This window comes from Paenibacillus sp. Dod16, assembly GCF_049893405.1.
GTDB lineage: Bacteria > Bacillota > Bacilli > Paenibacillales > Paenibacillaceae > Paenibacillus_AQ.
In genome coordinates this window covers 90,974-117,817 of sequence record NZ_JBNDYG010000004.1, presented here as the reverse complement: position 1 = coordinate 117,817, position 26,844 = coordinate 90,974, and the positions used below count along the sequence as shown (strand labels likewise).

The window sequence follows — 26,844 nt, the reverse complement described above, 5'->3', positions numbered from 1 at the left end:
TTACATCGCAGCTTCATTACTTTATTGCCGAAAGTGTAACTTTTTGCCCTGGTTAAACGTGTGTTTACTTAGAGGGGAGGACATGAAACTGAACAGTCTTGAATCGGTTTATCAATATTACGTAAAGGACGTTTATCGTTACTTGTACTCCCTCTCTTATGATCACCATACGGCGGAAGACCTGGTACAGGAAACCTTCTATCGCGCTTACCTGTTCCTTGAGGATTGGAAGGAAGAACGAATCAAGCCATGGTTATTTCGAGTCGCCCATAACGCTTATGTGGATTATCAGCGGAAGGCCAGCCGCAGCATCGTGAGGGACTCTGTTTTTTTCGATCAGCTGATCGACCGCCATACCCCGGAGGACATCCTGCTCCAGCAAGAAGCCCAAAGAGAAATTGGGCAAATGTTAACCGATATTCCGGAAAAGCAGCGGCAAGCGGTGCTTCTGGTGGACTTTCATCAATTCACATACCAGGAGGCGGCGGATATTATGGGCATCACCTTATCCCATATCAAAATCACGTTATTTCGGGCCAGGCAGCGGCTGCGGGAAATGAAACGAAAGGACGGGATGTTATGAGCGAAGATTTTAAACGGCGGCTGAAGGATTATGCAGATGGCAAGCTGACTGACGAGGAAAAAATCGAAATTGAGCGGGAAATGGAGAAGCTGGAGGAATACCAGACTTACTTGAACGAGATGATGGATAACACAAGCTCTAATTCTAATAGCGCTATGCATATGCGAGCTGACGATCAGACCGGCCTCTCGCCCAAGAAAGAAAAGCGAATCGTTCGCAGGGGCAAATGGAAAGCCCGAATCTCGAATGCGCTGACAGTAATATCGGCAATTCTGGCTATAACGGTCCTTAGCTCAATTGGTACAGCGTTATTCTACGGTGTCGGCGACCCGAGCCGAAACGATAAATACCAGGATGCCATCGCCTCCGCTATCTCGATCTCCCAACCTAACATCGAGGTTCCACTAAGCAGTCAGGGCAAAGTCTTCTTTATGCAGGAGGTGTACGGGGATATAGACAAGAAAGTGGGGAAAGAACGCGTGACCGTCGGCGAATATACCGTGAACTTCCTGTTCGGGCTGCCGTCCGTCGACATGGACTGGAACGAACGCAATAGTCCATCACGGGTTTTCTACCGACCGGACGGCCCAGCGAAGGCGTCTTCAGTCGACCAAGACGGAGCTCCCCAGGAACAGTCAAAAGAACAGAACACCAGACCCTCCTCCACCAAGAGCGGTGACTGGTCCAGGCTTTCAAAGCTCCCCGAGGGTACCGTGGCCGAGGCTTATGTATCGTTTAACCGCTTCTTCTCGACCGACGAGCTGCTGAAGCAGTTCGAGAACCGGAACATGGAGCCTGTCTGGTTTGCCGTGGATACCGGGCCGAATGACCGATTCGGCGATCATGATGGAGTCATCACCGATCCTGTCGGCTTCCCATCTTATCCCGTCTGGCATCATGACGATTTGACGGTAACCTCTTATCAGGAAGAAAAACGCGGCTGGTTCGGCAAAATCGTGTCCAGCGGCGGACATTACCCTTCTATAGACACCTACGGGGACGGGGAACTGCGGAATGAACACTTCATCAAGTCGCTGCGGCTTCTGCAGGAGTACGAGCTCATTGCGAATCGGGTGGCTCCGTTCGTAGACGTGGACGCTTCCTTAGCTTATATCGAACAAAACGGCGTTCGCCTGTATGGAGCTGTCGTAACCGGGCCCGTCAAGGAACTGCTGACCCTGCGCAAGGTATCCTGGGTGCATGACCTGCGGGTCGGGGAAGTGCGGTTGTGGAACTGGACCGAGTGATGATCTTTTAGCGAATTCCGTTTGCTTCTAAATGCGTGCTGACATTGAATAAGGGTGCCCAGCCATCTAAGCCTGCCCGGGATTACACACCGTGCCACATGGAGCAAACGCACGATGTACATATCACATAGGGGTAACAAATCTCCCGGACTTCCTACATTCGAGTCCGGGATTTTGTTATTCATATAAATGATTTAGATCATGAATGATCCGCGTTGTGCTGCCAGATGCTTTCCAGATATATTTAGTGAGACGGTCTCTATACGAATAAAGGATCTCAAGATTAATAAGGATTTAGGATTGAAAGGGAGAATGCTATGTTCATAAATCGTATCTATCAATCAAGAGAAAGCCTTATTCGAAAATTCAAAGTTATAGATGCTGGTGCCGAAGCCAGCTTTAATTTGAACAACAAGGTTTTATATATAACTATAAAATCGCATACAAATGATGAACTATTGCTACATTTCAGAGATTTTAAAAGAAACGAGGATGCCCCACCGATTTCTTTAGCGAGCGAATCCTTTTATTTGATTTTGGATAAGGTTAGAACATCAAGCAATGGAGAGAAGTATATGCAACCTATTTTAGATTTATTGGATTCTATTCTTGCGCTTATCATTTTTATTCCAGAGATTAGATACAACGAGATAGACCAAAACACGTTAAATATAATTACCAAGGAGTTTCTTCCGGAACTAACTTATGAAATCGATGGAATAGAATATAGGCTACTACATTCAGCAAGCAACTTAGTGTAACTGTTATATGGTCAATCCAAAACTATACTATTAAATGAAATGGGTCAACGTGATCAGTCTATCAAGTACCCGCCTCACGACTCTCATCCATATCCTGCGCTTTGCCAGACTTCCGAGAATCCGGTAAACTGGTAGGACGATAATCGAAATACGAAATGATTGGTGAAATTCATGACATCCATACCCTTCTATAAACGCCCGTACGGCGGTGAGCGTCAGGATATTCCGTTTGCCAAGCTGGCTTCCTTCGAGAACAGCCAGGACCTGATCCGCGATGACGCCCCGGATGCGGCTTTTTTTCGCGGCTTGGAATCACAAGGGCTGTTGCTGAACCGCGCCCAAATCCAAGCTGTACGACATACGCAAGGACCGCTGCTTACGCTTGCAGGCGCCGGCTCCGGGAAGACCTCCGTGCTGGTCAGCCGGACAGGCTACCTCATTGCGGCTAAGAAGATCGATCCGTCTTCCATCCTGCTTGTCACCTTCTCATCCAAAGCGGCAGCCGAGATGAAGGAACGCATCATGGCGCTTCCCGGGTTACGGGCTAGCGAAACCGCCAAGGTAACGGCAAGAACCTTCCATTCCTTCTTCTTATACTTGCTGCGAACCCGCGGCTACAGGCAGGAAATCCTGAGTAACTCCAGGCATCAGCAATTTATTATGAAGCGCATCCTTCGAGAAATGGGCTTGCAGGACAGCTACGAAGCCGAGACACTGCTATCGCTCTGGTCTGCCCATCGAATGAGTATGACCGGACTTGACGAGCTGCCTGTCAAAACACCTGCGGAAGTCGAGCAACGGCAAATTTTCGCCCGCTATGAAGCGTGGAAGGAAGACCATGGCCAGATGGATTTCGATGATATTCTGGTTTTGTCCTACCGTCTGCTGTCGCAGGATCCCGGATTGCTGGCTTCCCTTCAAAGGCGGTACCGTTATGTGATGGTCGACGAGTTTCAAGATACCGGGCTGCTGCCCTATGAGCTGCTGAAGAAGATGGTCGCCCCGCATCGCAACCTGATGGTTGTCGGTGACGATGACCAGACGATATATGGCTTCAATGGCGCACGTAACGAATTCATTCTGGAATTCGACCAGACGTTTCCCGGGGCCAAGGTGGTGACGCTGGATATCAACTATCGATCCCTCTCGTCGATCGTCGGGCTGGGGAATGAAATTATCCGTGTTAATGAACGCCGCCGTCCCAAGCAGCTGCGCTCTACCCGCAAGAGCAGCAGCGTACCGCTGTATCTTCGTCCAGGTGATCCCGACCAAGAAGCGGAGCTACTGCTGACCCATATTACCGAACAGGTCCGGGAGCACGGAAAACAGTACCGCGATCATGCGATTCTATACCGAACCGCAAACAACAGCCGGGCGATTTTCGAACAGCTCGTGATGAGGGAAATTCCGTTCATTCATTACGAGAACGGGGATCTGTTCTACGAGCAGTGGATTGTCAAACCGCTCATGGACCATCTGCGGCTGTCGCTGGACCGGCGCAATTTCACGGCGATGGAGGGCATGCTTCATACGCTGTACATGAACCGGGACAAAGGGATGGCGTTCATCCGGCAGCAGGATGCTCCGCGTCCCAAGAAGGGGCCTCTATCGCATCTTCTATCCTTTCCCGGCCTGAAGGACTTCCAGATCGAGAATATCAGAGATCGCACTAAGCTCATAAAGGGTCTAAAGGCGATGGAGCCCCTTCAAGCCGTACAGGAAATGAGGCGGCAATTCTACGATAAGTTTCTGGAAGCAGACGAACGCCAGGAGATCACCCTCCATAAGGAATTCATACAGGAAGGACTGGATGAATTGGAGGCCTCGGCGAAGCGTTTTGGCGATATCGCGGAGTTCGTTGAATTTGTCGATCGGCTGATCGTCATTCATAAGGAAATGGCGGCCATGAAACGGGACGAGCAGGCCGATGCCGTCCGCTTAATGACGATCCATAAATCCAAAGGGCTGGAGTTTCCCTCGGTATGCCTGATCGGGGCGAGCGAGGGCATTCTGCCGCATACGTCCGCTTTAGACGCCGAGCGCAGGGACGATCAGCGTCCGCTGTCGGACAAGGAGGATAAGGCGCTGGATGCACTGGAAGAGGAGCGCAGATTAGCTTATGTCGCTATCACCAGGGCACGGGATGAATTGATTGTCAGTTCGCCTGGCTTCTACCGGGGACGTAAAGCGGAGGTTTCCCGCTTCTTCCGCGATGTGTTCGTCACGGACGAGCAGAGCAAACAAGGCAACCGTATACCAAACAAGGTCGGCGGGTCAACGCCCCGTACATCCTTTACGGCTAAACGCACGATCCGCATAGAGACCTCAACCTCAACCTCAACCAAGCGCTCTTCCCTGCCCTCTTCTGCTGGGCGGACAACGGTGAGCACAACCAGTCAGAGGAGCCAACGTATCGGTTCAGATTCGGGCTCCGCTCCGAGCCCACAGCATCAGGCTGCATCCGCCGGGACAGAGATCGTCGACGTGTGGTTATGCACCAGCGCCAATTGCAAAGGCTGGCAGCGGGTCAACGCAAGAATCCCTGCAGGCACACGGAATCGGGAGAGCAAGGCCTGTCCTTTATGCCAGTCGCCCATGAAACAGGGGCGCAAAGAGGTTCCGGTGCACATTAGGCGTTAAGGAGCTAGTTACTGGAATTACCACAAACAATGACATCGTTCATTTTGCTGCCATCATTCATCCATATGCTTGTAAGCCGCTATCCAATATACAAAAAGGACTGACCCCTATCGTTCTTCAGCGAACGTATCAGGTCGGTCCTTTTCTCTCCATTGTTTTAATTTCCCGATTTTACATATAAATATGGAAGCGTATACAGAATGCGTTACAATGGACTTAAGAAATCATTATCTCTTGCTTTGATACATACCGAGGAGGAATGCCGTCATGATTAAAGGAATTGCCCATCTGGCGTTTGACGTAGCCGATATGGAGAAGTCCCTGCATTTTTACTGCGATGTGCTTGGTTTCACCCGTGCTTTTGATATCCCTAACGACCAGGGCGAGCCGTGGATCGAGTACATTAAGGTATGCGAGGGACAATTTATCGAGTTGTTTTACGGCGGGCAAAATAAACCGGAGCATGTAAATCGGCCCGTCGGATTCTCCCATCTCTGCCTTGAGGTGGAAGACATCGGGCACATCGCGGAGCATCTCCGCAATCAGGGCGTGAAGCTGGACGCCGAGCCGGTTCAAGGAAAAGACTTCAACTGGCAGTGCTGGGCCAGGGACCCGGACGGCAACCGGATCGAATTCATGCAGCTGGATCCCAAATCGCCGCAGATGAACTGCTAGGTCCTAACTGGCACAGCTGGCAGCGCGTCTTAACGCGAAGGTATTCCGGCAGCTGACTCCTTATTATCGCAAGGTCATCCCATAAATCAGGGTTGGCCTTGTTTTTTCTTGTGCAGAATGTAGAGAAAGGCCGTGCCATTAAACATCTTGCCAACATCTGTTAATCCGGCTACAATATAACCACCGAATTATTCAAATTTGAATAATATGTACATAGTTGAATATGGAAAAGGAGTATCCTTAACATGAATGCACAACAAAGCAACATCAAATTGGTCGTGGCCGGTCTGCTGCTCGGCATCTTCATGGCCGCCATCGATAACACGATTGTAGCCACTGCCTTATCGACGATTATCCGCGATCTTCAGGGCTTCGACCAAGTCGTCTGGGTAACCTCGATCTACATGGTTGCCGTTATGGCCGGTACACCGATCTTCGGTAAGTTATCCGATATGTATGGACGGAAGCGGTTCTTTATATTCGGGTTGGTTGTCTTTCTGATCGGTTCCGCTCTTTGCGGGATGGCGAACAACATGACAGAGCTTATTATTTACCGGGCGATTCAAGGAATCGGCGGCGGTGCTCTTATGCCGATTGCGTTTACCATCGTGTTCGACCTGTTCCCGCCGGAGAAGCGCGGTAAAATGACGGGTTTGCTCGGTGCCGTATTCGGCACCTCCAGCATTATGGGACCGCTGCTGGGCGCTTTTATTACCGACAGCATCGGCTGGGAATGGATATTCTATGTCAACGTGCCAATCGGTATCGTATCCTTTATCTTCATCATGACTTCCTACAAGGAGTCCCGTTCCCATGCCAAACAAAAGATTGACTGGACGGGGGCTGCAACGCTTGTAGGCGCGATCATCTGTTTGATGTTCGGTCTGGAACTGGGCGGGCAAACCTATGCATGGGATTCACCGCAAATTCTGGGCTTGTTCGGTGGATTCATTGCTCTGTTTTTTGTGTTTCTATTGGCAGAGACCCGGGCAGCCGAACCCATTATTTCGTTTCAAATGTTTCGTAAACGGCTGTTTGCCTCCAGCAATATCGTTGCCTTGTTCTATGGAGCAACCTTCATCGTGGCAACGATCTACATCCCGATCTTTGTTAGCGGAGTGTACGGTGGATCAGCAACCAATTCGGGCCTCATTCTAATGCCGATGATGCTCGGCAGTGTAGTCGGCAGCCAGGGCGGCGGTATGCTGACGACCCGGACTTCGTTTAGAAACATCATGATTCTGTCCGTCTTGTGCTTTATTGCAGGCATTTTCTGCCTGAGCACGATAAGCCCGGATACGCCGCGCTACCTGTTGACGGTTTTCATGATCCTGACCGGCTTTGGCGTCGGATTCTCGTTCTCCACGCTCAGCATGGCCTCCATCCATAACTTTGATGCCAGACAGCGCGGCGCAGCCACATCAACGAACTCCTTCCTTCGCTCCTTCGGCATGACGGTGGGGATTACGATCTTCGGGATTATCCAGCGCAACGGCCTCAACAGCCGACTCGCGGAAGCCGGAGGAAACGCGCCCGCCGGTGCCGAGTTAAATGCAGATGCTGTGCTTTCACCTGAAGTGATGGGCCAGCTCCCGCCGAACGTACGTGAACAGATCACGGCCTCCTTGGCGGATTCCATTTCGAATACGTTCTTGTGGGCGCTTGTGCCTGCGGTGCTGGCTCTCGTGTTCGTGCTGATGATGGGCAACGAACGAGTGACCGTACCTGCCAAGGCCAAGGGAGCCTAATGGCATGTCGATGAAGCTGGCCATCCTGGGCTTGCTGCTGGAAGGAGACCATCATCCGTACGAGATCCGGATCAAAATGAAGGATCGCGGCATGGATCAGTATACGAAGCTGCAGATGGGCTCTCTTTATTACGCGGTAGACCGGCTTGCCGAGGACGGATATATCAAAGCAGTGGAAACCATACAGAGCGATAGCCGCCCGGACAAAACCATCTACCGGATCACGGATGCCGGACGCAAGCTTTTTGAGCAGCTGCTGCTCAAGAAATTCAGGGACATCGAGCCCGTACACCACCCGCTCTATATTGCCCTGCCTTTCTCGCGACACGCGGATCCGGCCGTTCTGGCCCCGATCTTGCAGTCCCGTATCCGGGAGGCAGAGCATCGGGTGAACCAGGCATATCAATTATACGTGGAACACCAGCATATCGTACCCCGCAGCACCCAGCACCTGATGATCGGGATGTACGAACATGCCAAGACCGACCTGAACTGGTTAAAAAGATTGAACGAAGACCTAGTGCAGGGAAACCTCGGCACGATCGGCGAACCGTTGTTTCCGGAGGATGGACCCAAAGAACAGTAACTGTAAGAGGCCTCTCCATCCTGATAATTGACGCAAAAAGAGCGAGCACTTCCCTCATTCCGGGTTGGGCTCGCTCTTTTTATATAAATGCAAAATTTAGAACAGGAATTCATCCGGATTGGAGCCAAAACGTTTGTTTTGGTTCAAGCCGTCAATGGCTGCCATATCTTCCGCCGAAAGCTCGAAATCGAAGATGCCGGCATTTTCGCGGATGCGATGCTCCTTCACCGATTTCGGAATGACGATGACGCCGTTCTGAATATCCCAGCGCAGAATGACTTGCGCCGTGGTTTTTCCGTATTTCTCCGCAATCTGCGCGAGGACCGGTTGATCCAGATTGCCCTGCATCAACGGACTCCACGCCTCCAGGACGATCTGGTTCTCGCGTGCAAATCCCAGCAGCTCCTTCTGGGAGAGCAGCGGATGCAATTCGACTTGGTTCACAACCGGTACAACACCTGTGTCCTCGATGATATGCTGCAAGTGGCGGATCTGGAAGTTGCTGACGCCGATGGAACGAACAAGTCCTTCTTTTTGCAAGTGAATCAATGCCTTCCACGTGTCGAGGTATTTATCTTTTCCCGGCCAGTGCACGAGATACAAATCAACGATATCCAGCCCGAGCTTCTTGCGGCTCGTCTCAAAAGCTTGCAGCGTCTTCTCATACCCCTGGTCATCGTTCCACACTTTAGTGGTGATGAACAGCTCGTCCCGCGAAACTCCGGATTCGCGAATGGCTTGCCCTACGCCCTCTTCATTGCCGTAGATGGCAGCAGTATCAATGCTGCGGTACCCTGCAGCGATTGCTGATTTTACGGACTGAATAACCTCTTCGCCTTCTTTGGTCTTCCATACGCCAAGACCCAGCCACGGCATTTTTACGCCATCATTCAAAGTAGGTCCATCGGTAAAAGTTTGATTGGCCATTCTGAAATCCCTCCTATTATGTAATGCAGCGGTTGTAAAGCCGCTTTCTCCAGTATATCAAAACCCCAGTATCCCGCTCAACGTTACACCACTTGCCAGGGCTGCCTTCATTTTTTTAACTACATTTAACCGGGGTTTAAACTTCGTCCGTTACAATGGTTATATCTGATACAACATTAGCAGCTTAAACAGGAGGATTCACAAACCTATGGAAACCGTTACGCTCATCGTTGCGATCACCGCACTCGCGCTCATACTCATTCTATACATCGGTAATTTAATCAATAACGGACTCACCGCCGCCTTCAACTTGAACATCCGTGCCAAAAAGTATGCTGTGGTGCTGTTAATCATTTACGCGGTGTCCATCAGCGGCTTTGTCCTGCTCACCCAGAGGTGATCCGTCTCATATAGAAAAAGGGCCGTCCCTCTCGGAGGTATGTCACCTCCGGGTTCAGCCCTTCATTCCTATCACTCTTATGCAAAAGACTGCGCAGCGAGACTAGAACTTGCGGCTAAAAATACCGAAGCTCAGCAGTCCGCATGACGCCAAGAACAGATACGGCCCCGCCGCCGCGCCTCTTATCGTCTCTCCAAAGAAATCTACGGTCTTGGATGACACGTACATCATTGTCAAAAAAATAGCGACCAGCGCACAGGCGTATGCTATGATCTTGTTCATCTTCTTCTCGCGAACCACTTTCAAAAGTGGATAGATGAAACATACGATGAAAAACACGCCGCCCTGCAAGAAACCATTCTCTGCAGCCACGCCGATATCCAGCCATTTAAAAAAGAAAGAAGCTATCGCTAAACAGGTGGCTATAAAAATCAACTTGCTCCCCAGATCCCACTGCTTGAACCGAAATTTCATCCACGTACACTCCCCTAGTGTCAATCGCCCGGATGCCGTAACACCCTTTAGACAAACTTAGGGTTCATTATACCGGATTTTTGCGGCGGAGGGTAGATCAACTACAGGTCTGCGGCACTATTGAGCCATACCGTTTTGTTCGCTGCCGGTTGACGTTTCCCCTGCTTAGGTTCCATATCCGGATATCCGATGTACAGGAAACCCAGCATTTTATCTTCAGGCTTCAATCCGAACGCTTGATTCATCAGCGTATGGAAACATGGCTCGCCTGTTCTCCACACGGCACCCAGACCAAGCTCATGAATTTGCAGAAGCATATTTTGAATGGCGGCAAATACCGCTCCGTACTCTTCAAGTTCAATCACCTTGGGGTCCGTGGACGGTTCGACCGCCACACCGATGACAACCGGAGCCCGGTATGCCTTCGTACGTCCCGACTCGCGTGCTGCATTTACAGCCTCTTCACTCGTATCATCGCCGTCTGCCGCCTGAATGTCACCAAGCGCGTTGCCGAGCACATCACGGCCCTCTCCTTGCATGACAAAAAATTTCCACGGCTCCGTGAGCTTGTGGTTCGGTGCCCAGGTTCCTGCTTCTACGATTTGTTCAATCCATTCCTGCGGTACGGCATCAGGCTTGACCTTGCCAAGGCTGCGGCGCGTTCGGATCGCTTCACTTACGTTCATATCTGATTTCCTCCTGAGCTATATATAGTTGGTTTTATTTTACATACTCCTAATTGAGAGTCTATCTCAATTATAACAAAAAGCGCACCGTATCGCTCCTAAATTGACCAGTTGAAAATTAATTCGCTGTTTTCAGTTCAACAACCTCCGTATTACACCCTATAATTATTGTAATTCCCCCTCTATTTTACTAGCATTGGGTACGAAACGTCCGCATCTCCCCTCTCATTTTTCTTCTAGATTTCCATGCCATTATCTGGGATAATGATGTTTAACTCATACAAGAAGATTAGGAGGATGATTCATGACTGATAAGCGACTCATAACGCCAGAGGATTTGTACCGGATGCACTGGGTGAATGACCCTGTCGTATCTCCAGCTAGCGGAGCCATAGCTTATGTACATAAATTCGTCAGCGAAAAGTTCGACGGTTACCGTTCCCATATCCGATTGCTTCCTGCAGAAGGAGACCAGGACGTTCCCTTCACGTCGGGCGAAGCGGATGCCGCACCCGCTTGGTCCCCGGACGGGTCGGAGCTTGCTTTCTTGCGCAAAAAGGGCGATAAACCACAGATATGGATCATGCCTGCCAACGGAGGGGAAGCAAGACCGGTTACCGACTTGAAGCACGGAGTCAGCGCCTTTAAATGGTCACCGGACTGCACACGCCTGCTTGTTAAAGGCGAGGCAGACGCGGGGAAGACTACTGAAGGCGAGGAGCTAGACAAAGACGGTAAAAACAAGCTGCCCGAGGAAAAAATCATTAATCGCATTAAATATAAAGCCGATGGGCCCGGATTGTGGAATGAACGTCGACATCATCTATACCTCGTGAATCCGGCAACGGAAGAATGCACACAAATTACAGAAGGAGATTTTGATATACAAGCCTTCGCCTGGTCACCGGACGGCACCCGCATCGCATACAGCAGCAGCCTTGCCACGGAGCAATTCCCGGATCCGGATCTTCGTTTGACGGACGATGTGTTTGTCATGGACCTCGCCAGCGGATCCGTAACCGAATTGACGGATGGAACTCTCTCGATCGGCTCCATTGCGTTCACCCCGGACGGGCAGTATATGCTCGTGCTTGCCAGCGATCTTAGCTGCGGTTTTGCCACGCTGACCAAAATCCACTTGATCCCGCTCTCCGGCGGAGAATCCCGCGTGCTCTTCACGGACATGGATATTCAGCTGGGGCACGCCGCGGTCAGCGACATGAGGGCCGGAGCCGGAACGCCTCCGCTGTTCAGTAGGGACGGCCAATCCGTGTACATCCAGCTCAGCCAGGATGGCGGCGTCCATATTGGACGATTTGCCCTGGACGGTTCATCCTATGAGCTGGTGGTATCGGGTGAACGCGAAGTGTACCAATTCGCTCTGACACCGGAGGAGAACGTAGTGTTTGCTGCGGCTGACCCACTGCAGCCCGGTGATCTGTTCAGCTTCTCTATCGCTAAGAACGAGGAGAAACGTCTGACGAACTGCAACGAGGAGCTGTGGAGCGAGCTTACGTTAAGCACGCCGGAGTCCTTTACGTTCCGGACGTCGGACGGCTGGCCGATTCAAGGGTGGATCATGAAGCCTGCCGGCTTCACGGAAGGCGCCAAAGTTCCGGCCGTGCTTGAAATTCACGGCGGTCCGCAAGCCATGTACGGGCATACGTTCATGCATGAGTTCCAGCTGCTGGCTGCAGCCGGTTATGCGGTATTCTACACCAACCCTCGGGGTGGCCACGGATACGGTCAAGTACACGTTAATACCGTTAGGGGAGATTACGGCGGAAGGGATTACCAGGATCTGATGGAAGCTGTCGATTATGTTCTGGATACCTATACCTATGTCGATGCCTCCCGACTTGGCGTAACCGGCGGCAGCTACGGCGGCTTCATGACCAACTGGATCGTCGGTCATACCGACCGGTTCCAGGCAGCGGTAACCCAGCGCTCGATATCGAACTGGATCTCCTTCTACGGCGTCAGCGATATCGGCTACACCTTTACGCAGGATCAGATCTGGGGCAATCCATGGGACGATCTGGAGAAGCTGTGGAAGCATTCCCCGCTCGCTTACGTGAAGGACATCCATACGCCGCTTCTCATCCTTCACGGAGAACAGGATCTCCGCTGCCCGATCGAACAGGGAGAACAGCTGTTTATTGCCTTGAAGCGACTTGGCCGGGAAGCTCAGTTCATCCGTTTCCCTGGTGCCGATCACAACTTGTCCCGAAGCGGCCACCCGCATCTGCGGGTGAAACGCTTAAGTCATATTATCCGCTGGTTTGTGGAGCATATCGAAAAATAAACGAAATTAAAAAAACATCCCCGTGTGAACTTGCTCTATGAGCAGCTTATATGGGGATGGTTCTTTGATTAGACGAAATATACACCGTCAAAAAAAGACCGCCAGGCAACCCTGGCGGCAATATAATTGGTGGAAGGAATTACATGGTTCAGTAGGAATAATGTGCAGCTAAAAAAATGACTGAGTCTGAGATTACACTTCAGGTGTTCCGTAGGTTGCGAACCAACCCTTAATGGTATTGAAATCATCCGTAAAGGACAGGGAGAGCAGCAGCAGTACGCGGGCTTGTTGAGGACTCAGATTGTCGCCTGAAATGATGCCTTCACCTCCGCCGTATACGCTGCCGGAGCCTGTACGGGTCGTTGTTACGAAAACCACCCCCTTCTCGATGGCTTCCTTGCGGGCCGCGCTCATCTCTCTCGAGATGCCGCCTGCACCGGTACCGGAAGTGACGATGCCTTTAGCTCCGTCTGCCACAAAGCCTTTAATGGCACCACCGCCGGCTTCCTGATAAGAGATTGCAATTTCAACCTTCGCCAGGTCCTCTTTGGTGATTCTGCTCAGATCAAATACCGGTTTGCCTTCACCTTCCGCCTTCATCGCACGGAGGGGGGCACGGTATATCCGAATATTCTCATCATCGATATATCCGACCGCTCCCAGCATAGGCGTCTCAAACGTGTCGGTTCGGTAGTCATTGGTCTTGGTTACGCCGCGCGCCAGATGAATCGTATCATTCAGCATAAGCACCGTGCCGAAGGATTCCGTGCGGCCGCTTCCAGCCAGTTTGATGGCGTTGTACAGATTCGCCTGCGCATCGGAACCGATCACCGTCCAAGGCCGCATGGAGCCGGTAATGACTACAGGCTTGTCGCTTTGTACCGTCAGATCAAGGAAGTACGCAATCTCTTCCATCGTATCCGTCCCCGTCGTTACAACGACACTGTCGTAGACCTTAAGCGCATGGTCCACCGTCCGGGACAAATCATACAGATCCGCCATTGTATACGCGCTTGATCCCGAATTGCCGAACTGGAGCGTGCTGATATCCGCAATCTTGTCCGTATTGGGAAGCTCACCGACCATGTCCTCAATCTTCAACGTACCCGCCCGGTAGGATTGAAAGCTGGTGGCATCCGTCGATTGCCCTGCCAAAGTGCCGCCGGTAGCAATGACCAGCACGTTCGGCCTTGTCGATTGTTTGGAAGCTTCCGATAGCGGAGGTACCGTCGTATTCCTTCCCGGCGTTGCAGGGGTCTGTACGGGCGGAGCCGTACTAACCGTTCCTTTCACTTCCGTCACCGTTGCGGCATGTGCCGCATAGGTTCCAACAGGTGATAAAGAAATAACAAAAGCGGTGAATGCAGCGGTACTCCAGACCGCTAAAGGACGTTTTGACTTTGGTTTCATCATGGCACTCTCCCTTAATGTTATAATATATAACATTTAAATATGTATTCGTTAGAGTTATTCTATTTAATGTTATTTAATATAACAAACCGAACATATTGCAGGAAAAACGTTTACAATTGAAGGAATATAGTAATATAACTGCATTATTAGCATTTTTCAATGAATTGAAAATATTATATTCCAGTAATAGGAAGTGTTATTATATATAATAGACTTCATTTGTGTTATATAATGTTACACCAAACTATTCGCTTAGCGTTTCTAACCCAATCTTTAAATCTTTGAACATAAAAAAGGATAGCCCCTCATCATGCGATTGGGCTATCCCGGTATATGGCTGTTATTTATCGATATAAGCTTATGACGGTATCATCATGCGGGATTTGCCATAGTGATTACCACCACATTAATCGTTCGAGTTGTGACCTCTACCGAGCGTTCACGTTAAAAGCAATCAATAAACTGAAAATCCTATTCGATGTCAGACTCAGCATGGGTATTCGTCGTAATGTGGAATTCCTTCATCATGTTATGGAAGCGTGCGCCGAAGCCCTCGGAGGCCTCCAGGAAATACTGCTGCTTCACAACAAAGCTGCCGCCCTGCCCGTTATCGAACACATAATATCGTATCACCGGGTCATCCCACTCTTTACCGCCGGTTCCACCAACGGCACGCACTTCCCAGCCTTGAATCGGTTCATCCACGGGATTCGATTCAACCTTCGGATATTCTTGCAGCTCCGTCTGGATCCGCTCCGCTGCCGTCTTGGCATCGATGCCCTCCTGCGAAATTTCCATGAACACTTCCGGATAGCGGTCATCCGTCGGCTTCTCCTTCAATTCAATGCGGTCCACGCCCGATTCATGAATCATTTTAAACCGGCTCTCATCAATATAAATCACGTAATCGGCACCCTCATGCAGCTGATCCACGCTGGTTTCCGGCGTTCCTTCAAGCTCCTGCTCGACCGTTTTCTGGGGAGCAAACCATTCCTTCACCTGATCAAGGAACGCCTGAACCGGCGCCGTCTGAAAGCTGACGGTCAGCACGATGGCTGCCGCAGCGGCGGTTGCCGCAATCCATCCGGCAGTTCTTCGTCCCGAACGGCGGCGCCCTTTCGATTCCCGCGGCGCGAAGGAAGTCTCCGATTCCGCAGACCGGCGGGCTTGCTCGCTATGAATCCGCTCCTTAATCGCCAACCAAATCTCGTCTTTATGTCGCATTGCGTCATCCGTACCCTTTTTCAGACCGTCCGTTATCTCTTGATCCAATGGATCACGTCCCATGCTGATCCCCTCCCCTATTCTGCAGCATCCATTCCTTCAACTTCTTTCGGGCTTTGAACAATCTGGACTTCACCGTGTTGATGTTGAGCTCCATCATGTCCGCGATATCCTTCTCGGCAACATCATTCAAATATTTCAAGATAACGGGAATCCGGTGCTGGTCATCCAGCCGCTGCACCATCTCATATACCTCGCCATGCCGGTCAAAATCGTAGGTGTCGGTTTCCGAGGGAAGATCCCTCTCCTCCGATATCTCGGAAGGCACCACTCTCGCATGTTTCTTCAAATACCGATTGCATTCGTTATAGAGAATCCGGTTGAACCACGGGTCAAAGGGTTTGCTTCCATCATAGGCACCGAGGTTACGGTATACCCGGATGAACGTTTCCTGGACCACGTCGGCAGCGCTTGCCGGACTTCCGGTTACTGCGGTAGCCGTTCGAATCGCCCGATCCGCGTATAACCGGTAAAGTTCTTCAAACAATTCGTCACTGTATTCCGTCTTTAGTCGTTGTATAAGGTCGTGTACCAAACCGCGCTTTCCTCCTTTCACTTGGCCAATCACTTACAATACCCCGTCATGCGGTTAAAAAGTTTTCGAATGCATTATTTTTTAGTATGGCAAAAAAAGGATACCCCGATGCCGCACGGCCGAAGTATCCTTTTTCATATCAAAACCCATCATTATGCTTGCGCTGGCATCGGCTCCATTGACGTCCCCTGATGATTCACCGGCTCGACTCGCTCTGCCTTCCGCAGGTGTTTTTGCCCGCGCCAGCGGAAGAAGGACAGCACCCCCCGCAAATACTCGTCGGCAATCATGCAGGAGTATATGCCGATAAGCCCCCACCCCATGTGAATGCCGAGTACATAAGAGAGCACGGTGGCGACCAGCCACATCGAGCCCAGGGAAATGTACATCGTAAACCTCGTGTCTCCGACGGCATTAAGCGAGTTCCCGAGCGCCATGTTGAGCATTTTTCCAGGCTGGAGAATCAGGTTCATGCCCAGTAGCGATGCCCCGATCGCAATGATTGTCTTATCGTCCGTAAACAGCCCCAGCAGCTGCTTCCCAAACACATACAGTAGGAAGGCATTGACGACAACGTAAACAGCCCCGATGCCCAGCGCGCGGTACGCGCTCCGATAAGCCTCCTTGATCCGGCCCGCGCCGAACAGATGCGCGATCTGAATCTGGGCAGCCATCGCGATTGATGAGCCCAGCAGGAAGCAGAAGGATTCCAGTGTATTCATATACGTACGCGCAGCCAGCTCGGCAGCGCCCAGCGTTGCAATAAAGGAATAGATGATCAGCTGCGTGAACACCCAGCAGGACATATTGATCCCGAGCGGCCATCCGATCTTCAGAATTTCACCAAACAGCGGACGGTTGAACACGCGGAATTCCTTCCACTTGATCCGGTATTCAAATGAACGAAGGAATATATACAGCAGTAAGAGCACAGCGAGCAGCCGGCTGACCACCGTCGAGATCGCAACGCCGGTAAGTCCCCACTGCGGGAACCCGAAAGCGCCGAAAATAAACCCATAGTTCATAATAACGTGAATGATATTCATTCCGATCGCTACATACATCGGCGCACGCGTGTTGCCGGTATTCCGAATGACGGTGCTCATCGTAGCCATCATAGCAATCAGCACCATCCCGCCGCCGACAATGGAGATATACGTTCCGGCTAGCGGAAGCAGATGCTCCGGCAGCTGGAGGATCGAAGCGATAGCCTCCGGCATCGCAAACAATATCACGCTGCACACCAATCCGATGATCGTGGTGGCACTCACCGCCATGATGCCGATCGTTCGAGCGTCTCCCGTTCGATGCGAACCGATCTTCTGGGCAATGAGAATGCCGGCACCGCTGGCAACCGTCATGAACAGGGTCGTCATCGCCTGAAACAGCTGATTGGAGAAGCCAACCACAGCCACCGCATCGTCGGAAATCCGGCTGACCATCAATGTATCCACCGCTCCCAGCAAAAACTGCAGGAACAGCTCGATGAATATGGGCCAAGCGAGAACCCATAATGTAAATTTGCTTGTGTTTTTATCCAACATTCCAACCTCCACCCATGATGTAAGGGTTAAACACAATTCATGATGAAACGGTCTTTAACCTTCTCAAATTATAGATGGTATACTGGAGTTATAATATCATTTTCCGAACGAAAACTATCAAAATTCAAACCTCGCGAATCACGAAAGGGCTTTCTTATGACGATCCTGAATTTTACCGTTCCGCCGCTGCCGGAATACATCAATAGCGGGCTTACCCGCGCTCCTATTCATAGCGGACATCCCAACCGCAAAAACATTGGCATCTTTGATCTGCTCGTGGTCATGAAGGGGCAGCTCCATGTCACGGAGAATAGCATTCCTTATGAAATCAAACCCGGCATGTTCCTCATCCTGCGTCCCGATACGCATCATTTCGGCACGAAGGGATGCACGGAAGAGACCGATTATTACTGGCTTCATTTCCAAACCTCCGGGAATTGGCATGCGGACGAGGCCTGCCAAGCGCCTAGAAGAGAAGAGGCTCCGGAGTTAAAGGCGATGACGCCGAACTATTTTTCCGTCAACATCCCCCAATTCGGCACCCTGCCTCAACCGGAAAAGGCCCTGGAGCTTCTGGCTACCATGTCTTCGCTGGTTCAGTACGGTCACCAGGCTAAATTTCTGTGGCGGCAACAGGTAGTGTTCCAAGAGCTCATCGAGCAGCTGGCTGCCGCACTGGATACACCGGTGTCCTCTCCTTCCTCCGCTTGCGCCGAGCGGGCCGCGGCCTATCTGCGGAAGCATTATCGCGAAGAGTTCAAGGTGCAGGAGCTGGGCGACCGCATCAACTTCCACCCTGTCTATATCGCACGCTGCATGCAGAAGGAATTCGGCTGTTCGCCCGTTGAATATTTGCAGCGCTATCGGATCGAACAAGCCAAGATGCTCCTGATGCAGACGGACTTCAGCATCAGCCGGGTTGCGGAGGAGGTCGGTTTCAATCATGCGGCCTACTTCACCTCCTGCTTTACGAAGCAGGAAGGGATCTCGCCGCGCAAATATAGGCAGCGGTTCTTCATGAATTAATTCATTTTTACGCAAAATCCAAGAAAGTCGCTTGCAACCTGGGCGGGAAGCCTTTATAATGAGAATTAACCACATGATAATGATTATCATTACCGGACAAGTGAGAATGTGTTGAGAATGTATTTATACTCAGGTTTACACGCTTTTCGCTTGAAGAGTTTATATATAAAGGAGAGCCGATTGACTTATGAAAACGACTTCCCGCCGCTGTTCTCTGCAAATGGATGATTATCTGGACCTGTTGAACCTCGCGATCCAGCTTGGAGACGTGAAATGGCAGAAAGAAATCACCCGCAAAATGGAAATGACGCTGTCCACATTAGAGACCGCAGCTCAATAAATAATATCATAGGGATTACATAATCCTGCATATAAGAAGACACCCGATCGCGAATTCCAGGCATGTCCCTGGAAAGCCGACCCGGTGTCTTTTTTTCGGTAAAGCAAAATAAACGACCCAGTCAATAGGACTGGATCGTGCCGAATCTTTAGCCGCCTCGAATTTGGCGCCACATATCGGTGCTATCCATATCACTCCGATTCCAGAAATTCTCGATATACCTCCCCATTCGTCCATTCAAATGCCGTAAGCTGACAAACGATTCGTTGTATGATAATATGTGACTATACTGTCACGTTTATAACACATTACCATTTAGTCACATGTAAATAGCCATTTGGATTTTCTTAGCATGTTGTTAAGAAGGAGCTGTCACGATTGGAAAATGAAATCTTTAAAGCACTGGCGGATCCCAGCCGACGCACACTCTTGGATCTGCTGTATAAAACAGATGGGCAAAGTTTAAGCGAACTTTGTGTTCCCCTGGAGATGACCCGATTCGGTGTCATGAAACATCTTCATATACTGGAGGAAGCCGGCCTTATCACAACGAGAAAGGTCGGCAGGGAGAAGCTGCATTATCTGAACTCCGTACCGATCCGACAAATATACGACCGGTGGGTCAGCAAATACGCTGAGCCTTGGGCCATGGAATTGTCATCCCTTAAAAATGAATTGGAGCGTGAACCGAATATGGAACAAAAACCTCGACATGTAAACCAAATTGCCATTAAAGCAGCGCCCGAGCAAGTATGGCGCGCCATTACCGATCCGGCCAAGACATCAAAGTTCTGGTACAACTGCTCTATCCAATCCAACTGGGAAATCGGCTCTCCTTTCGAACTTAAGAACCCCCAAGGCAAGGTTCAAGCAGAAGGAACCATTCTAAGCATAAACCCTCCGCAAAAGCTGGTTCTGAGTTGGAGGATGTTAATAAACGAAGATACGGCCGGCGAGAGTCTCTCACGCATTACGTGGGAAATTGATCCCCATGCGGAGCTTAGCGGTGTAACCGTTGTAACGGTTATCCATGATGAGTTTGATCAGGCCGAACATACGGCGAACACACTCAAGTTAGGCTTGCCGATCGTACTGTCGGGATTGAAAACCTTACTAGAAACGGGTTCAACGCTTACTAGTGAATAATAGCTTAAACCGGGAATAAGGGATCGGATATAAAATAGAACCCCCGTTCATATAAGAGGGGAGAACCCTGCTGCTTGACGGCCAAGGTTCTCCCCTCTTATATGACAATAGGCTTCAGTTGTCTCCTCCTCACCGCGTTTGCATTACCTACTCCTGCTGCAGTCCCGGACCTGTTTGTACCTTGATCCGGTATTCATGCGGCGAGATCCCTTCCAGCTCCTTAAAGACACGAGAGAATTGCTTGGTGTTCTCAAAGCCGACCGCTTTACCAATGTCCGCAAGCTTCATGGTGCCGTCTTGAAGCAGGTCTTTGGCCTTCGTAATTCGCAGCTTCTTAAGATATAACACAAAGTTCTCCCCCGTATGGGCCTTAAACGCTTCACTGAAATAAGAATAATTCAAAGACACATAATTGCTGACCATCGCCATGTTCAGCGGCCTGTGATAATTCTCCTCCATGTAACTTACCGCTGCCTTAATCTCGGAATGCTCGCTGTGGGCGGAACGAATCCCTTTAACATATTCATTCACGTGCAGCAGCAGATGCTCCAAATTTCTGAAATAGGTGTGAAAATGACGGTAATTGTCCATTGTCCCCACCTTTCGGTATAGCTTCAGCACTTCCACCATGGATTCCCCGTACACGCGGAACACCTCATCCAGCACCTGCTCATTGATCCGCTTGCTGACATGTTCCAAATAATCGATGGCCACATGCGGCATATCCTCGATATGAAAAATATCCAGCAGCAGCGCCTTGATCTCCCGCTCCCGCTCCGTGCCGAGCATGTTGCCCAGCTTCCGGATGCTCTCTTCCGGCACCGGATACGTGCGCAGCTCCCCCTGAATATCATCATGGCTCATCAGCTTGACGTTGGGATGGATGAACGTATAACTCAGGGCGGTCAGCGCCTGAATATAACCTATCCGGATGTCTTCGATCCGGAAGCCTTCCCGGCTGATGCCCACGAAGAGCCCGTCCATCTCCCGCTCGGCAAACTGCCGTGCCAGCTCTTCGAATTGTCCGTCCGGACTGCCAATGAGCACGACTCTCCCCTTGCTGTCCAGAAAACAAGCGTTGATCCGCCCTTCCACTGAAGCCCTCATGTTATCAATCAATTGCTTCAGCTCATCCTTGTTCATGGCATGGCCGTCTTCGTACTTGTATTTCATCACCGCTACCCGGAATGGCTTCACAAACGAATCAAATCCGATTTCGTTCGCGGCATCTCCCATATCCAGCCCCAGTCCTTGCGGCAGCTCCAGCAGCTCCTTCAGCCGATGGGTCTGCAGCTGCTGAAGATATACCTCGCTGGCGGCCACCCGGTTGTGCACTTCCGCTTGCCGGATCAAAACTTCTTCTGTCTTTCGAAGGGCGGCGAACAGTTCATCCCGTCGAATCGGCTTAAGCAGATACTCCTTTACCTGATAGCGGATCGCCGCCTTGGCATATTCAAAATCGTCATATCCGCTCAGGATCAGAACGACGGGTTTAACCCCCAATGTTCCTTCCAGTTCAGCAAGTGCCTCAATCAGGCGTATCCCGTCCATGACCGGCATCCGGATGTCGGTAATGACGATATCGGCCGGCTCTTCGCGGAAAGAGTCCAGCGCTTCCTGCCCTTGGGCAGCCAGGCGGATCTCGTACTGATCCGGGAACTCCCGTTCGATCATCGTTTTCAGTCCATACCGGATATTCTTCTCATCATCCACGATCATCAGACTTCTCATGTCCACTGCCTCCTCCTGTTAACAGAACCTTAGGGAATGTCATGGTCACCTGCGTGAACTTCCCCTCTTCGCTCTTCACTTCGATTCCATATTCATTCCCGTAGAACAACCGGATTCGCTGGTGCACATTCCGAAGTCCGATTCCTCCAGCCTGCACTCCACCGTGCCCGTAATCTACGGAAGGGAGTTCCTCATTGTCCGCCGTTCGAAGAATCTCGCCCAGCCTGCCCAGTCGATAAGGCTCCATCCCGATGCCGTTATCCGTAACATTAATCGTGATCCGGTCCTCTTCCCATGCAATGGCATCGATCTTGATTCGCTTTTCCTGATCCGGGAACTCGGGCCAGGCATGCTTAACGGCGTTTTCCACGATGGGCTGCAGCGACATTTTTAATACCTCGAGCTCCATGAATTCGGATGGGATATTGAGTTCAAGCCGGATTGGCTCGTCAAACCGGATATTCATGACATCAATGTAATTGCGGATATGGCGAATTTCATCCTTCAATTTAACGTACTCCCCCGACCACTTGAAGTTGTAGCGCATCATCCCGCCAAGTGAGGTCAACGCATCCGAAATCGTTCGCTGCCCCTCGATTTCGGCCAGCATCTTAATATTTTCAAGCGTATTGTATAAGAAATGAGAGTCAATCTGGCTGTGCAGCGTTCGCAGCTCCGCTTCCTTGGTCACCGCTTGCTTGCGTACGCCCTGGGCAATCAGTTCATTGATGGTGCGGATCAATTTGTTAAAATGATGCGCCAGTTCACCAACCTCGCCGCCCCCCTGAATCGTAATGGCTGCGGTAACTTCTCCCTTGCGGACTCTCTTCATCGTCTCCGTTAAACGGCGCAGGCTCTTCAGAATAATGGAATTTAGGTAATACGTAATGATCGACAGCAGAAAAATCAATACAATGTTCGCCGCTATAATCTGTCCCTGGGCCTTGGATACGTTATTCAGCGCCCCTTCCAGGGAAACGACATTCAGCACATGGGCATGAAGCCGCTCCATCGGCGTCGCGATCAGCAAGAACGAGGATCCATCCAGGCTAAACCTGGCATGTATGGTCTTCTCGGAGTCGCCCGCCTCCTGTTTCAGCTCAGCGAACTGAAGCTCCACCTCGCCTCGGAGTCCCTCGTGACTGTTCATGAACGATTGGCTTCGGTCCATGAACAGCTGCCCTTCCTGATCCACGATGACCATCTGCGAGCTGTTATCCACGATACCGGCAAAGGTCTTCGGAGCAAAGTATTTGAGCAGCATATCCACTTGAATCACGCTGCTGTAATCCCCGCTATGGACTTGGCGAATCAAGGACACCTTCGGTAGCTCCTCGGACACGTCGGCAGCGTAGCGCTGCAGAATATCGGGATCGCGGTGGTTGAATATCCACATCTCTCCGCCGTCCAACTCCTTGACTTTGGGGAACCACGGCTCGCTCGCAATCCGTTTCTCTTGAAAAATGATCGGCCACATTTCCGTCACGTTTGCGTTGTTTGTGTATAACCGAAGGTGGGTAATATTCGGATTGTTGGTTTGGATCCGCTGGATATCCTTGAAGGGCCCCCGAGCCAAATCGATCAGCCACGCCGGCTCGGGCTCTTCATTGATTCGAAGATAATCCTTGATGCCGTCATCCGAAATCGCCAGCTGTGCGGCCATTTCAATCGCCTCAATCTGGTTCAGCATGTTCATCTTCTCAATTTCCAGCAGGAACGAGTTCTGGTTGAGCGCATCGCTGATGTAGGTATCCCGAATCTGCTTGAAAAAATAATTCGACACGATAATGCTCGGAACCAGCAAAATCAAGATATAAGCAGCAACCAAACGGCTCTGCATCGACCTGCGGCCAAACCAATAAGCAAACGATTGAATAAGCGATCTTATTCGTGTCATCATGACTGTCACATCCCGTTTTCTATGAATGACCGCAGCCGAGCCCAGAGTGGAAAGGCGGCATCAGCCGATCGGATACCCTCCTATATTAGCTCGTGATGCGACAAAAGGCACCCTATTTCGACAATATCGATAATAGGGTACCTTAAGTCCTCATTCTGTTCATCCGCCTGAGCGGTTCATCCTTACTTCAGGAATTCCTCAAGCTTCTTGACGTTCTCTTCGTATTCTTTCTGTCTGAATTCTTGAACTTTCGCGAAACCGAGGGATTCACGCTTCGCTTGGTAATCGTTCCAGATTTGATCGAACTCGGCATCCGTTTTGGCAAAGATCAGCTTCGGCAGGATTTTACCCCACTCATTCATGACCTTGTCGTTAATGATGCCTTCCTCGGAGCTGGCATCCGGATCCAGTTGATCGAACTGCGAGAAGCTCTGGGTCTTGCCGCGAGTCCAGTCCTCCATCTGCTTAAACGGCTCGACGGCAGCTGGCATCCAAGGCTGCGTAACGTTGTTATCCATCATCATCCAGAAGGTGTGGGATGCTCCATACTTCTTATCGAATGCCCCGCGGTCGCTGTTTAGCAGCTCCGCTACCTCAGGCAGGAATTGATCTTTACCGTCAATCGTGTCCCATGTCACGCCTTTTTCGCCGAGGTAAGTATCACGCTGGCCTTCTTCGGAGATCAGGTAATCCAGGAAGCGAATGGCGCGCGCTTTGTCTTTTACGTTTTTGGAGATCAGGGTTACCGTCCAGCCGGAGATCGAAGGACCCGACAAGGTTGGCTGATCCAGGTTGGAGTTAGCCGGTCCGTCCACTGCGATGTAGACCGAGTTCGGATCGTTTGCATACAACGCGTTCTGCTGGTTCGCCATGTCGCTGCGTTGGTACAGCATCGCAAAATAGCGACCCTGTGCGATTTTTTCTTCCATCTGCGGACGTTTATCCACGAAAATATCCTTGGACATCAAACCTTTTTCATTCGCCATACGGAACGTCTTCAACCATCTTACATATTCCGCATCCGTGCTGCGGTCGTACAGCTTTCCGTCTTTATCCTGCGGAATGGCGAGGAAGTTCTGCAGGTAGCCCTCGAGGGAGCTGTTTCCTTTTTCATGGAAATCATGCAATCCGAACGGAATGAGCGGCTGTCCGTTCACGTCCGGGAACATTTTCTTGGCGTCCTCAAGCGCTTTCAGGAAACCTTCCGGTGTGCGCATATCCGGGCTTCCGAGCGCCTCATACATGTCTTTGCGGACCAAGAACGTTTGGTTGGAGGTAATGTTATCGCCAAACTTCTCATAGTCCTTCGGTGAAGAGGAGGCATTCGGATAACCGTAAATATTGCCGTCATCCTTGGTGTACCACGACACCTTCGCAGGGTCGGTTACTTTATAGAAATACGGATCGTATTGGTCGGCCAATTCGTTCAGCGGCAGAACGAGGTCGCCTTCAATCATTTTTTTGACAGCGTCTTCATACCATCCCAGCGTAATAAAATCAGGCAGTGTGCCGGAAGCAATCATCGTATTCATCTTCTCGACTTCGTTCCCTGCCGGTACGATGAAGTTGACGTTAACCCCCGTCTTCTTCGTTACGTATTGCGACGTAATATCCTCGCCCCATTTGTTCGGGAACCAGGCGAAGTTGATGTACCAATCAAACGTAATCGGGGAGGTATCGACTGCCCATCCCGGCTGATCCTGAGTCAATTTCACTTCTTCTGCCGGTTTGTCTTCCTCTTTTTCTTTTTCCGACGCGCCGCTATTATCACCGCCGGACGAGCATGCTGTTGTAAAGGCCATGACCAGTGCGAACATCAACAACAGAAGGCTCTTTGGCTTAAGCATCTTGCTCATGTGTTTACCCCTTTTCTTATTTAAAAATATGATTATATAGAACTCCCGCCGGATTAGGCAAGAGAAGCTACCGGTAAGATTTCCCCTCCCCGGGTCTCTCCGGGAGATGGGAAGGAAACATCAACGAACATTTTGTGATTCAACCTTTAATGGAGCCGATCATCATCCCTTTGACGAAGTATCGCTGCAGGAACGGATAGACGAATACGATCGGCGCTGTCGTTACGACCATGGTCGCCATTTTGATCGATTGGGAGGTGACCGTCTTGGCAACCCCGCCCGGAACCTGAGCCATCATCTGATTCGAGCTGGATTGAGCGACGACTTTATACAGATACGTCTGGATCGGCTGGAGGTCCGTATTGTTGATGTAGATGACACCAGTGAAATAATCGTTCCATTGGAATACCCCGTGAAACAATGCAATTGTCGCGATGACCGGCATGGATACAGGCAGCACAACCCGGAGGAAGATGGACCAGTCATTAGCCCCGTCAATTTTTGCCGCCTCCTCAAGTCCGTCCGGAATTTCCCGGAAGAAGGTCATGAAGATGATAAGATCAAAGAAACTGAACATAGCCGGAATAATGTACACCAGAAAGCTGTCGAGCATATTCAAATCCTTGATTAACAGATAGGTCGGAATCAGTCCGCCGCCGAAAAACATCGTCACCGTTCCGAGCAAAATATAGAATTTGCCGCCGATCAGACCCTTCCGCGAAAAGGCATAGGCGACCATCGCGGTGAAGAGGACGTGGATGAACACGCCGATCACGGTTTTGGCTACGGTGATGCCCATCGCCGTCATGATGCCGGAGCTCTGGAACACTGCGCTGAAATTCTCGAGGCTGAACATCCGCGGCCACCAGTAGATTCCTCCGCGCATGGCGTCCTGCCCGTCATTGAAGGCATTTACCAGCACGTACCAGATCGGGTAGATTGTCAGAAAGCATACGATCAGCATGCCGAAATTGTTGAATATATCGAAGAAGGCTTCGCCTTTGGTTCTGCGTTTAAACATGGATTATTCGTCTCCC

At 50.8% G+C, this 26,844-nt stretch carries 23 protein-coding genes; 12 read left to right on the top strand and 11 right to left on the bottom strand.

Features of this window, described 5'->3' with window-relative positions; genetic code table 11:
- The first annotated feature begins 82 nt into the window (after positions 1-82).
- The 7 genes from ACPV3A_RS04465 to ACPV3A_RS04435 all read left to right on the top strand — a co-directional run bounded on the left by ACPV3A_RS04465 (position 83) and on the right by ACPV3A_RS04435 (position 8,240).
- Positions 83-583, top strand: coding sequence for a sigma-70 family RNA polymerase sigma factor (locus ACPV3A_RS04465; RefSeq protein WP_220686721.1), 501 nt, complete (start codon positions 83-85; stop codon positions 581-583).
- On the top strand, positions 580-1,830 hold the full coding sequence (locus ACPV3A_RS04460; RefSeq protein WP_426198305.1) for an anti-sigma factor: 1,251 nt from the start codon (positions 580-582) through the stop codon (positions 1,828-1,830). The genes ACPV3A_RS04465 and ACPV3A_RS04460 overlap by 4 nt, the downstream gene beginning before the upstream one ends.
- A gap of 317 nt (positions 1,831-2,147) precedes the next feature.
- The gene (locus ACPV3A_RS04455) at positions 2,148-2,591 is read left to right on the top strand and encodes a hypothetical protein (protein ID WP_426198304.1); all 444 of its coding nucleotides are present in this window, start codon (positions 2,148-2,150) and stop codon (positions 2,589-2,591) included.
- A gap of 171 nt (positions 2,592-2,762) precedes the next feature.
- Positions 2,763-5,231 carry a UvrD-helicase domain-containing protein gene (locus ACPV3A_RS04450; RefSeq protein ID WP_426198303.1) on the top strand — a complete coding sequence of 823 codons (2,469 nt, stop codon included), beginning with the start codon at positions 2,763-2,765 and terminating at the stop codon, positions 5,229-5,231.
- Positions 5,232-5,498: 267 nt separating this feature from the next.
- A complete protein-coding gene (locus tag ACPV3A_RS04445) occupies positions 5,499-5,906 on the top strand; it encodes a VOC family protein (RefSeq protein ID WP_426198302.1) in 408 nt (135 codons plus the stop codon).
- A gap of 245 nt (positions 5,907-6,151) precedes the next feature.
- On the top strand, positions 6,152-7,654 hold the full coding sequence (locus tag ACPV3A_RS04440; protein WP_339295464.1) for an MDR family MFS transporter: 1,503 nt from the start codon (positions 6,152-6,154) through the stop codon (positions 7,652-7,654).
- Positions 7,655-7,658: 4 nt separating this feature from the next.
- Positions 7,659-8,240 (top strand): PadR family transcriptional regulator, encoded by a 582-nt coding sequence (locus ACPV3A_RS04435; RefSeq protein ID WP_194540687.1) that lies wholly within the window; start codon positions 7,659-7,661, stop codon positions 8,238-8,240.
- Positions 8,241-8,336: 96 nt separating this feature from the next.
- On the opposite strand, the gene ACPV3A_RS04430 is transcribed toward ACPV3A_RS04435, so the two are convergent.
- Entirely contained in the window at positions 8,337-9,167 is an 831-nt protein-coding gene (locus ACPV3A_RS04430) for an aldo/keto reductase (protein WP_071222216.1), read from the bottom strand.
- A 208-nt stretch (positions 9,168-9,375) separates the two neighbouring features.
- On the opposite strand from ACPV3A_RS04430, the gene ACPV3A_RS04425 reads away from it, so the two are divergent.
- Positions 9,376-9,567, top strand: coding sequence for a hypothetical protein (locus ACPV3A_RS04425; RefSeq protein WP_220686727.1), 192 nt, complete (start codon positions 9,376-9,378; stop codon positions 9,565-9,567).
- A gap of 102 nt (positions 9,568-9,669) precedes the next feature.
- On the opposite strand, the gene ACPV3A_RS04420 is transcribed toward ACPV3A_RS04425, so the two are convergent.
- Together ACPV3A_RS04420 and ACPV3A_RS04415 are read right to left on the bottom strand one after the other, a co-directional pair.
- The gene (locus ACPV3A_RS04420; protein WP_426198301.1) at positions 9,670-10,041 is read right to left on the bottom strand and encodes a hypothetical protein; all 372 of its coding nucleotides are present in this window, start codon (positions 10,039-10,041) and stop codon (positions 9,670-9,672) included.
- 101 nt (positions 10,042-10,142) lie between these two features.
- Complete coding sequence (locus tag ACPV3A_RS04415) at positions 10,143-10,727, bottom strand: nitroreductase family protein (RefSeq protein ID WP_426198300.1); 585 nt, start codon at positions 10,725-10,727, stop codon at positions 10,143-10,145.
- 304 nt (positions 10,728-11,031) lie between these two features.
- On the opposite strand from ACPV3A_RS04415, the gene ACPV3A_RS04410 reads away from it, so the two are divergent.
- The gene (locus ACPV3A_RS04410; RefSeq protein WP_426198299.1) at positions 11,032-13,032 is read left to right on the top strand and encodes a prolyl oligopeptidase family serine peptidase; all 2,001 of its coding nucleotides are present in this window, start codon (positions 11,032-11,034) and stop codon (positions 13,030-13,032) included.
- A 192-nt stretch (positions 13,033-13,224) separates the two neighbouring features.
- Here ACPV3A_RS04410 and ACPV3A_RS04405 read toward each other — a convergent pair whose 3' ends face one another.
- The 4 genes from ACPV3A_RS04405 to ACPV3A_RS04390 all read right to left on the bottom strand — a co-directional run bounded on the left by ACPV3A_RS04405 (position 13,225) and on the right by ACPV3A_RS04390 (position 17,808).
- Positions 13,225-14,445 carry an asparaginase gene (locus ACPV3A_RS04405; RefSeq protein ID WP_426198298.1) on the bottom strand — a complete coding sequence of 407 codons (1,221 nt, stop codon included), beginning with the start codon at positions 14,443-14,445 and terminating at the stop codon, positions 13,225-13,227.
- A gap of 471 nt (positions 14,446-14,916) precedes the next feature.
- Complete coding sequence (locus ACPV3A_RS04400) at positions 14,917-15,732, bottom strand: hypothetical protein (RefSeq protein ID WP_426198297.1); 816 nt, start codon at positions 15,730-15,732, stop codon at positions 14,917-14,919.
- Positions 15,722-16,264 (bottom strand): RNA polymerase sigma factor, encoded by a 543-nt coding sequence (locus ACPV3A_RS04395; protein WP_194540682.1) that lies wholly within the window; start codon positions 16,262-16,264, stop codon positions 15,722-15,724. The genes ACPV3A_RS04400 and ACPV3A_RS04395 overlap by 11 nt, the downstream gene beginning before the upstream one ends.
- Positions 16,265-16,416: 152 nt before the next feature.
- Positions 16,417-17,808 (bottom strand): MATE family efflux transporter, encoded by a 1,392-nt coding sequence (locus ACPV3A_RS04390; protein WP_194540681.1) that lies wholly within the window; start codon positions 17,806-17,808, stop codon positions 16,417-16,419.
- Positions 17,809-17,964: 156 nt separating this feature from the next.
- Between ACPV3A_RS04390 and ACPV3A_RS04385 the strand changes: the two genes are divergently transcribed.
- From ACPV3A_RS04385 to ACPV3A_RS04375, 3 genes are all read left to right on the top strand, one after another.
- Positions 17,965-18,834 (top strand): AraC family transcriptional regulator, encoded by an 870-nt coding sequence (locus ACPV3A_RS04385; protein ID WP_426198296.1) that lies wholly within the window; start codon positions 17,965-17,967, stop codon positions 18,832-18,834.
- A 187-nt stretch (positions 18,835-19,021) separates the two neighbouring features.
- Positions 19,022-19,174 (top strand): hypothetical protein, encoded by a 153-nt coding sequence (locus tag ACPV3A_RS04380; protein WP_009591875.1) that lies wholly within the window; start codon positions 19,022-19,024, stop codon positions 19,172-19,174.
- A 378-nt stretch (positions 19,175-19,552) separates the two neighbouring features.
- Positions 19,553-20,320, top strand: a complete 768-nt coding sequence (locus ACPV3A_RS04375) for an ArsR/SmtB family transcription factor (protein ID WP_426198295.1) — start codon at positions 19,553-19,555, stop codon at positions 20,318-20,320.
- Positions 20,321-20,467: 147 nt separating this feature from the next.
- Here ACPV3A_RS04375 and ACPV3A_RS04370 read toward each other — a convergent pair whose 3' ends face one another.
- The 4 genes from ACPV3A_RS04370 to ACPV3A_RS04355 form a co-directional block, all read right to left on the bottom strand.
- Complete coding sequence (locus tag ACPV3A_RS04370) at positions 20,468-22,051, bottom strand: response regulator (protein ID WP_426198294.1); 1,584 nt, start codon at positions 22,049-22,051, stop codon at positions 20,468-20,470.
- Positions 22,026-23,951 (bottom strand): cache domain-containing sensor histidine kinase, encoded by a 1,926-nt coding sequence (locus tag ACPV3A_RS04365; protein ID WP_426198293.1) that lies wholly within the window; start codon positions 23,949-23,951, stop codon positions 22,026-22,028. The genes ACPV3A_RS04370 and ACPV3A_RS04365 overlap by 26 nt, the downstream gene beginning before the upstream one ends.
- Before the next feature lie 182 nt (positions 23,952-24,133).
- On the bottom strand, positions 24,134-25,807 hold the full coding sequence (locus ACPV3A_RS04360; protein ID WP_426198292.1) for an extracellular solute-binding protein: 1,674 nt from the start codon (positions 25,805-25,807) through the stop codon (positions 24,134-24,136).
- 139 nt (positions 25,808-25,946) lie between these two features.
- The gene (locus ACPV3A_RS04355; RefSeq protein WP_100539926.1) at positions 25,947-26,828 is read right to left on the bottom strand and encodes a carbohydrate ABC transporter permease; all 882 of its coding nucleotides are present in this window, start codon (positions 26,826-26,828) and stop codon (positions 25,947-25,949) included.
- Between the last annotated feature and the right edge of the window lie 16 nt (positions 26,829-26,844).

Bases quoted from the DNA above. Each gene is read 5' to 3' on its own strand.
- ACPV3A_RS04465 (WP_220686721.1), top strand. From the start codon at position 83: ATGAAACTGAACAGTCTTGAATCGGTTTATCAATATTACGTAAAGGAC.
- ACPV3A_RS04460 (WP_426198305.1), top strand. From the start codon at position 580: ATGAGCGAAGATTTTAAACGGCGGCTGAAGGATTATGCAGATGGCAAG.
- ACPV3A_RS04455 (WP_426198304.1), top strand. From the start codon at position 2,148: ATGTTCATAAATCGTATCTATCAATCAAGAGAAAGCCTTATTCGAAAA.
- ACPV3A_RS04450 (WP_426198303.1), top strand. From the start codon at position 2,763: ATGACATCCATACCCTTCTATAAACGCCCGTACGGCGGTGAGCGTCAG.
- ACPV3A_RS04445 (WP_426198302.1), top strand. From the start codon at position 5,499: ATGATTAAAGGAATTGCCCATCTGGCGTTTGACGTAGCCGATATGGAG.
- ACPV3A_RS04440 (WP_339295464.1), top strand. From the start codon at position 6,152: ATGAATGCACAACAAAGCAACATCAAATTGGTCGTGGCCGGTCTGCTG.
- ACPV3A_RS04435 (WP_194540687.1), top strand. From the start codon at position 7,659: ATGTCGATGAAGCTGGCCATCCTGGGCTTGCTGCTGGAAGGAGACCAT.
- ACPV3A_RS04430 (WP_071222216.1), bottom strand. From the start codon at position 9,167: ATGGCCAATCAAACTTTTACCGATGGACCTACTTTGAATGATGGCGTA.
- ACPV3A_RS04425 (WP_220686727.1), top strand. From the start codon at position 9,376: ATGGAAACCGTTACGCTCATCGTTGCGATCACCGCACTCGCGCTCATA.
- ACPV3A_RS04420 (WP_426198301.1), bottom strand. From the start codon at position 10,041: ATGAAATTTCGGTTCAAGCAGTGGGATCTGGGGAGCAAGTTGATTTTT.
- ACPV3A_RS04415 (WP_426198300.1), bottom strand. From the start codon at position 10,727: ATGAACGTAAGTGAAGCGATCCGAACGCGCCGCAGCCTTGGCAAGGTC.
- ACPV3A_RS04410 (WP_426198299.1), top strand. From the start codon at position 11,032: ATGACTGATAAGCGACTCATAACGCCAGAGGATTTGTACCGGATGCAC.
- ACPV3A_RS04405 (WP_426198298.1), bottom strand. From the start codon at position 14,445: ATGATGAAACCAAAGTCAAAACGTCCTTTAGCGGTCTGGAGTACCGCT.
- ACPV3A_RS04400 (WP_426198297.1), bottom strand. From the start codon at position 15,732: ATGGGACGTGATCCATTGGATCAAGAGATAACGGACGGTCTGAAAAAG.
- ACPV3A_RS04390 (WP_194540681.1), bottom strand. From the start codon at position 17,808: ATGTTGGATAAAAACACAAGCAAATTTACATTATGGGTTCTCGCTTGG.
- ACPV3A_RS04385 (WP_426198296.1), top strand. From the start codon at position 17,965: ATGACGATCCTGAATTTTACCGTTCCGCCGCTGCCGGAATACATCAAT.
- ACPV3A_RS04380 (WP_009591875.1), top strand. From the start codon at position 19,022: ATGAAAACGACTTCCCGCCGCTGTTCTCTGCAAATGGATGATTATCTG.
- ACPV3A_RS04370 (WP_426198294.1), bottom strand. From the start codon at position 22,051: ATGAGAAGTCTGATGATCGTGGATGATGAGAAGAATATCCGGTATGGA.
- ACPV3A_RS04365 (WP_426198293.1), bottom strand. From the start codon at position 23,951: ATGATGACACGAATAAGATCGCTTATTCAATCGTTTGCTTATTGGTTT.
- ACPV3A_RS04360 (WP_426198292.1), bottom strand. From the start codon at position 25,807: ATGAGCAAGATGCTTAAGCCAAAGAGCCTTCTGTTGTTGATGTTCGCA.
- ACPV3A_RS04355 (WP_100539926.1), bottom strand. From the start codon at position 26,828: ATGTTTAAACGCAGAACCAAAGGCGAAGCCTTCTTCGATATATTCAAC.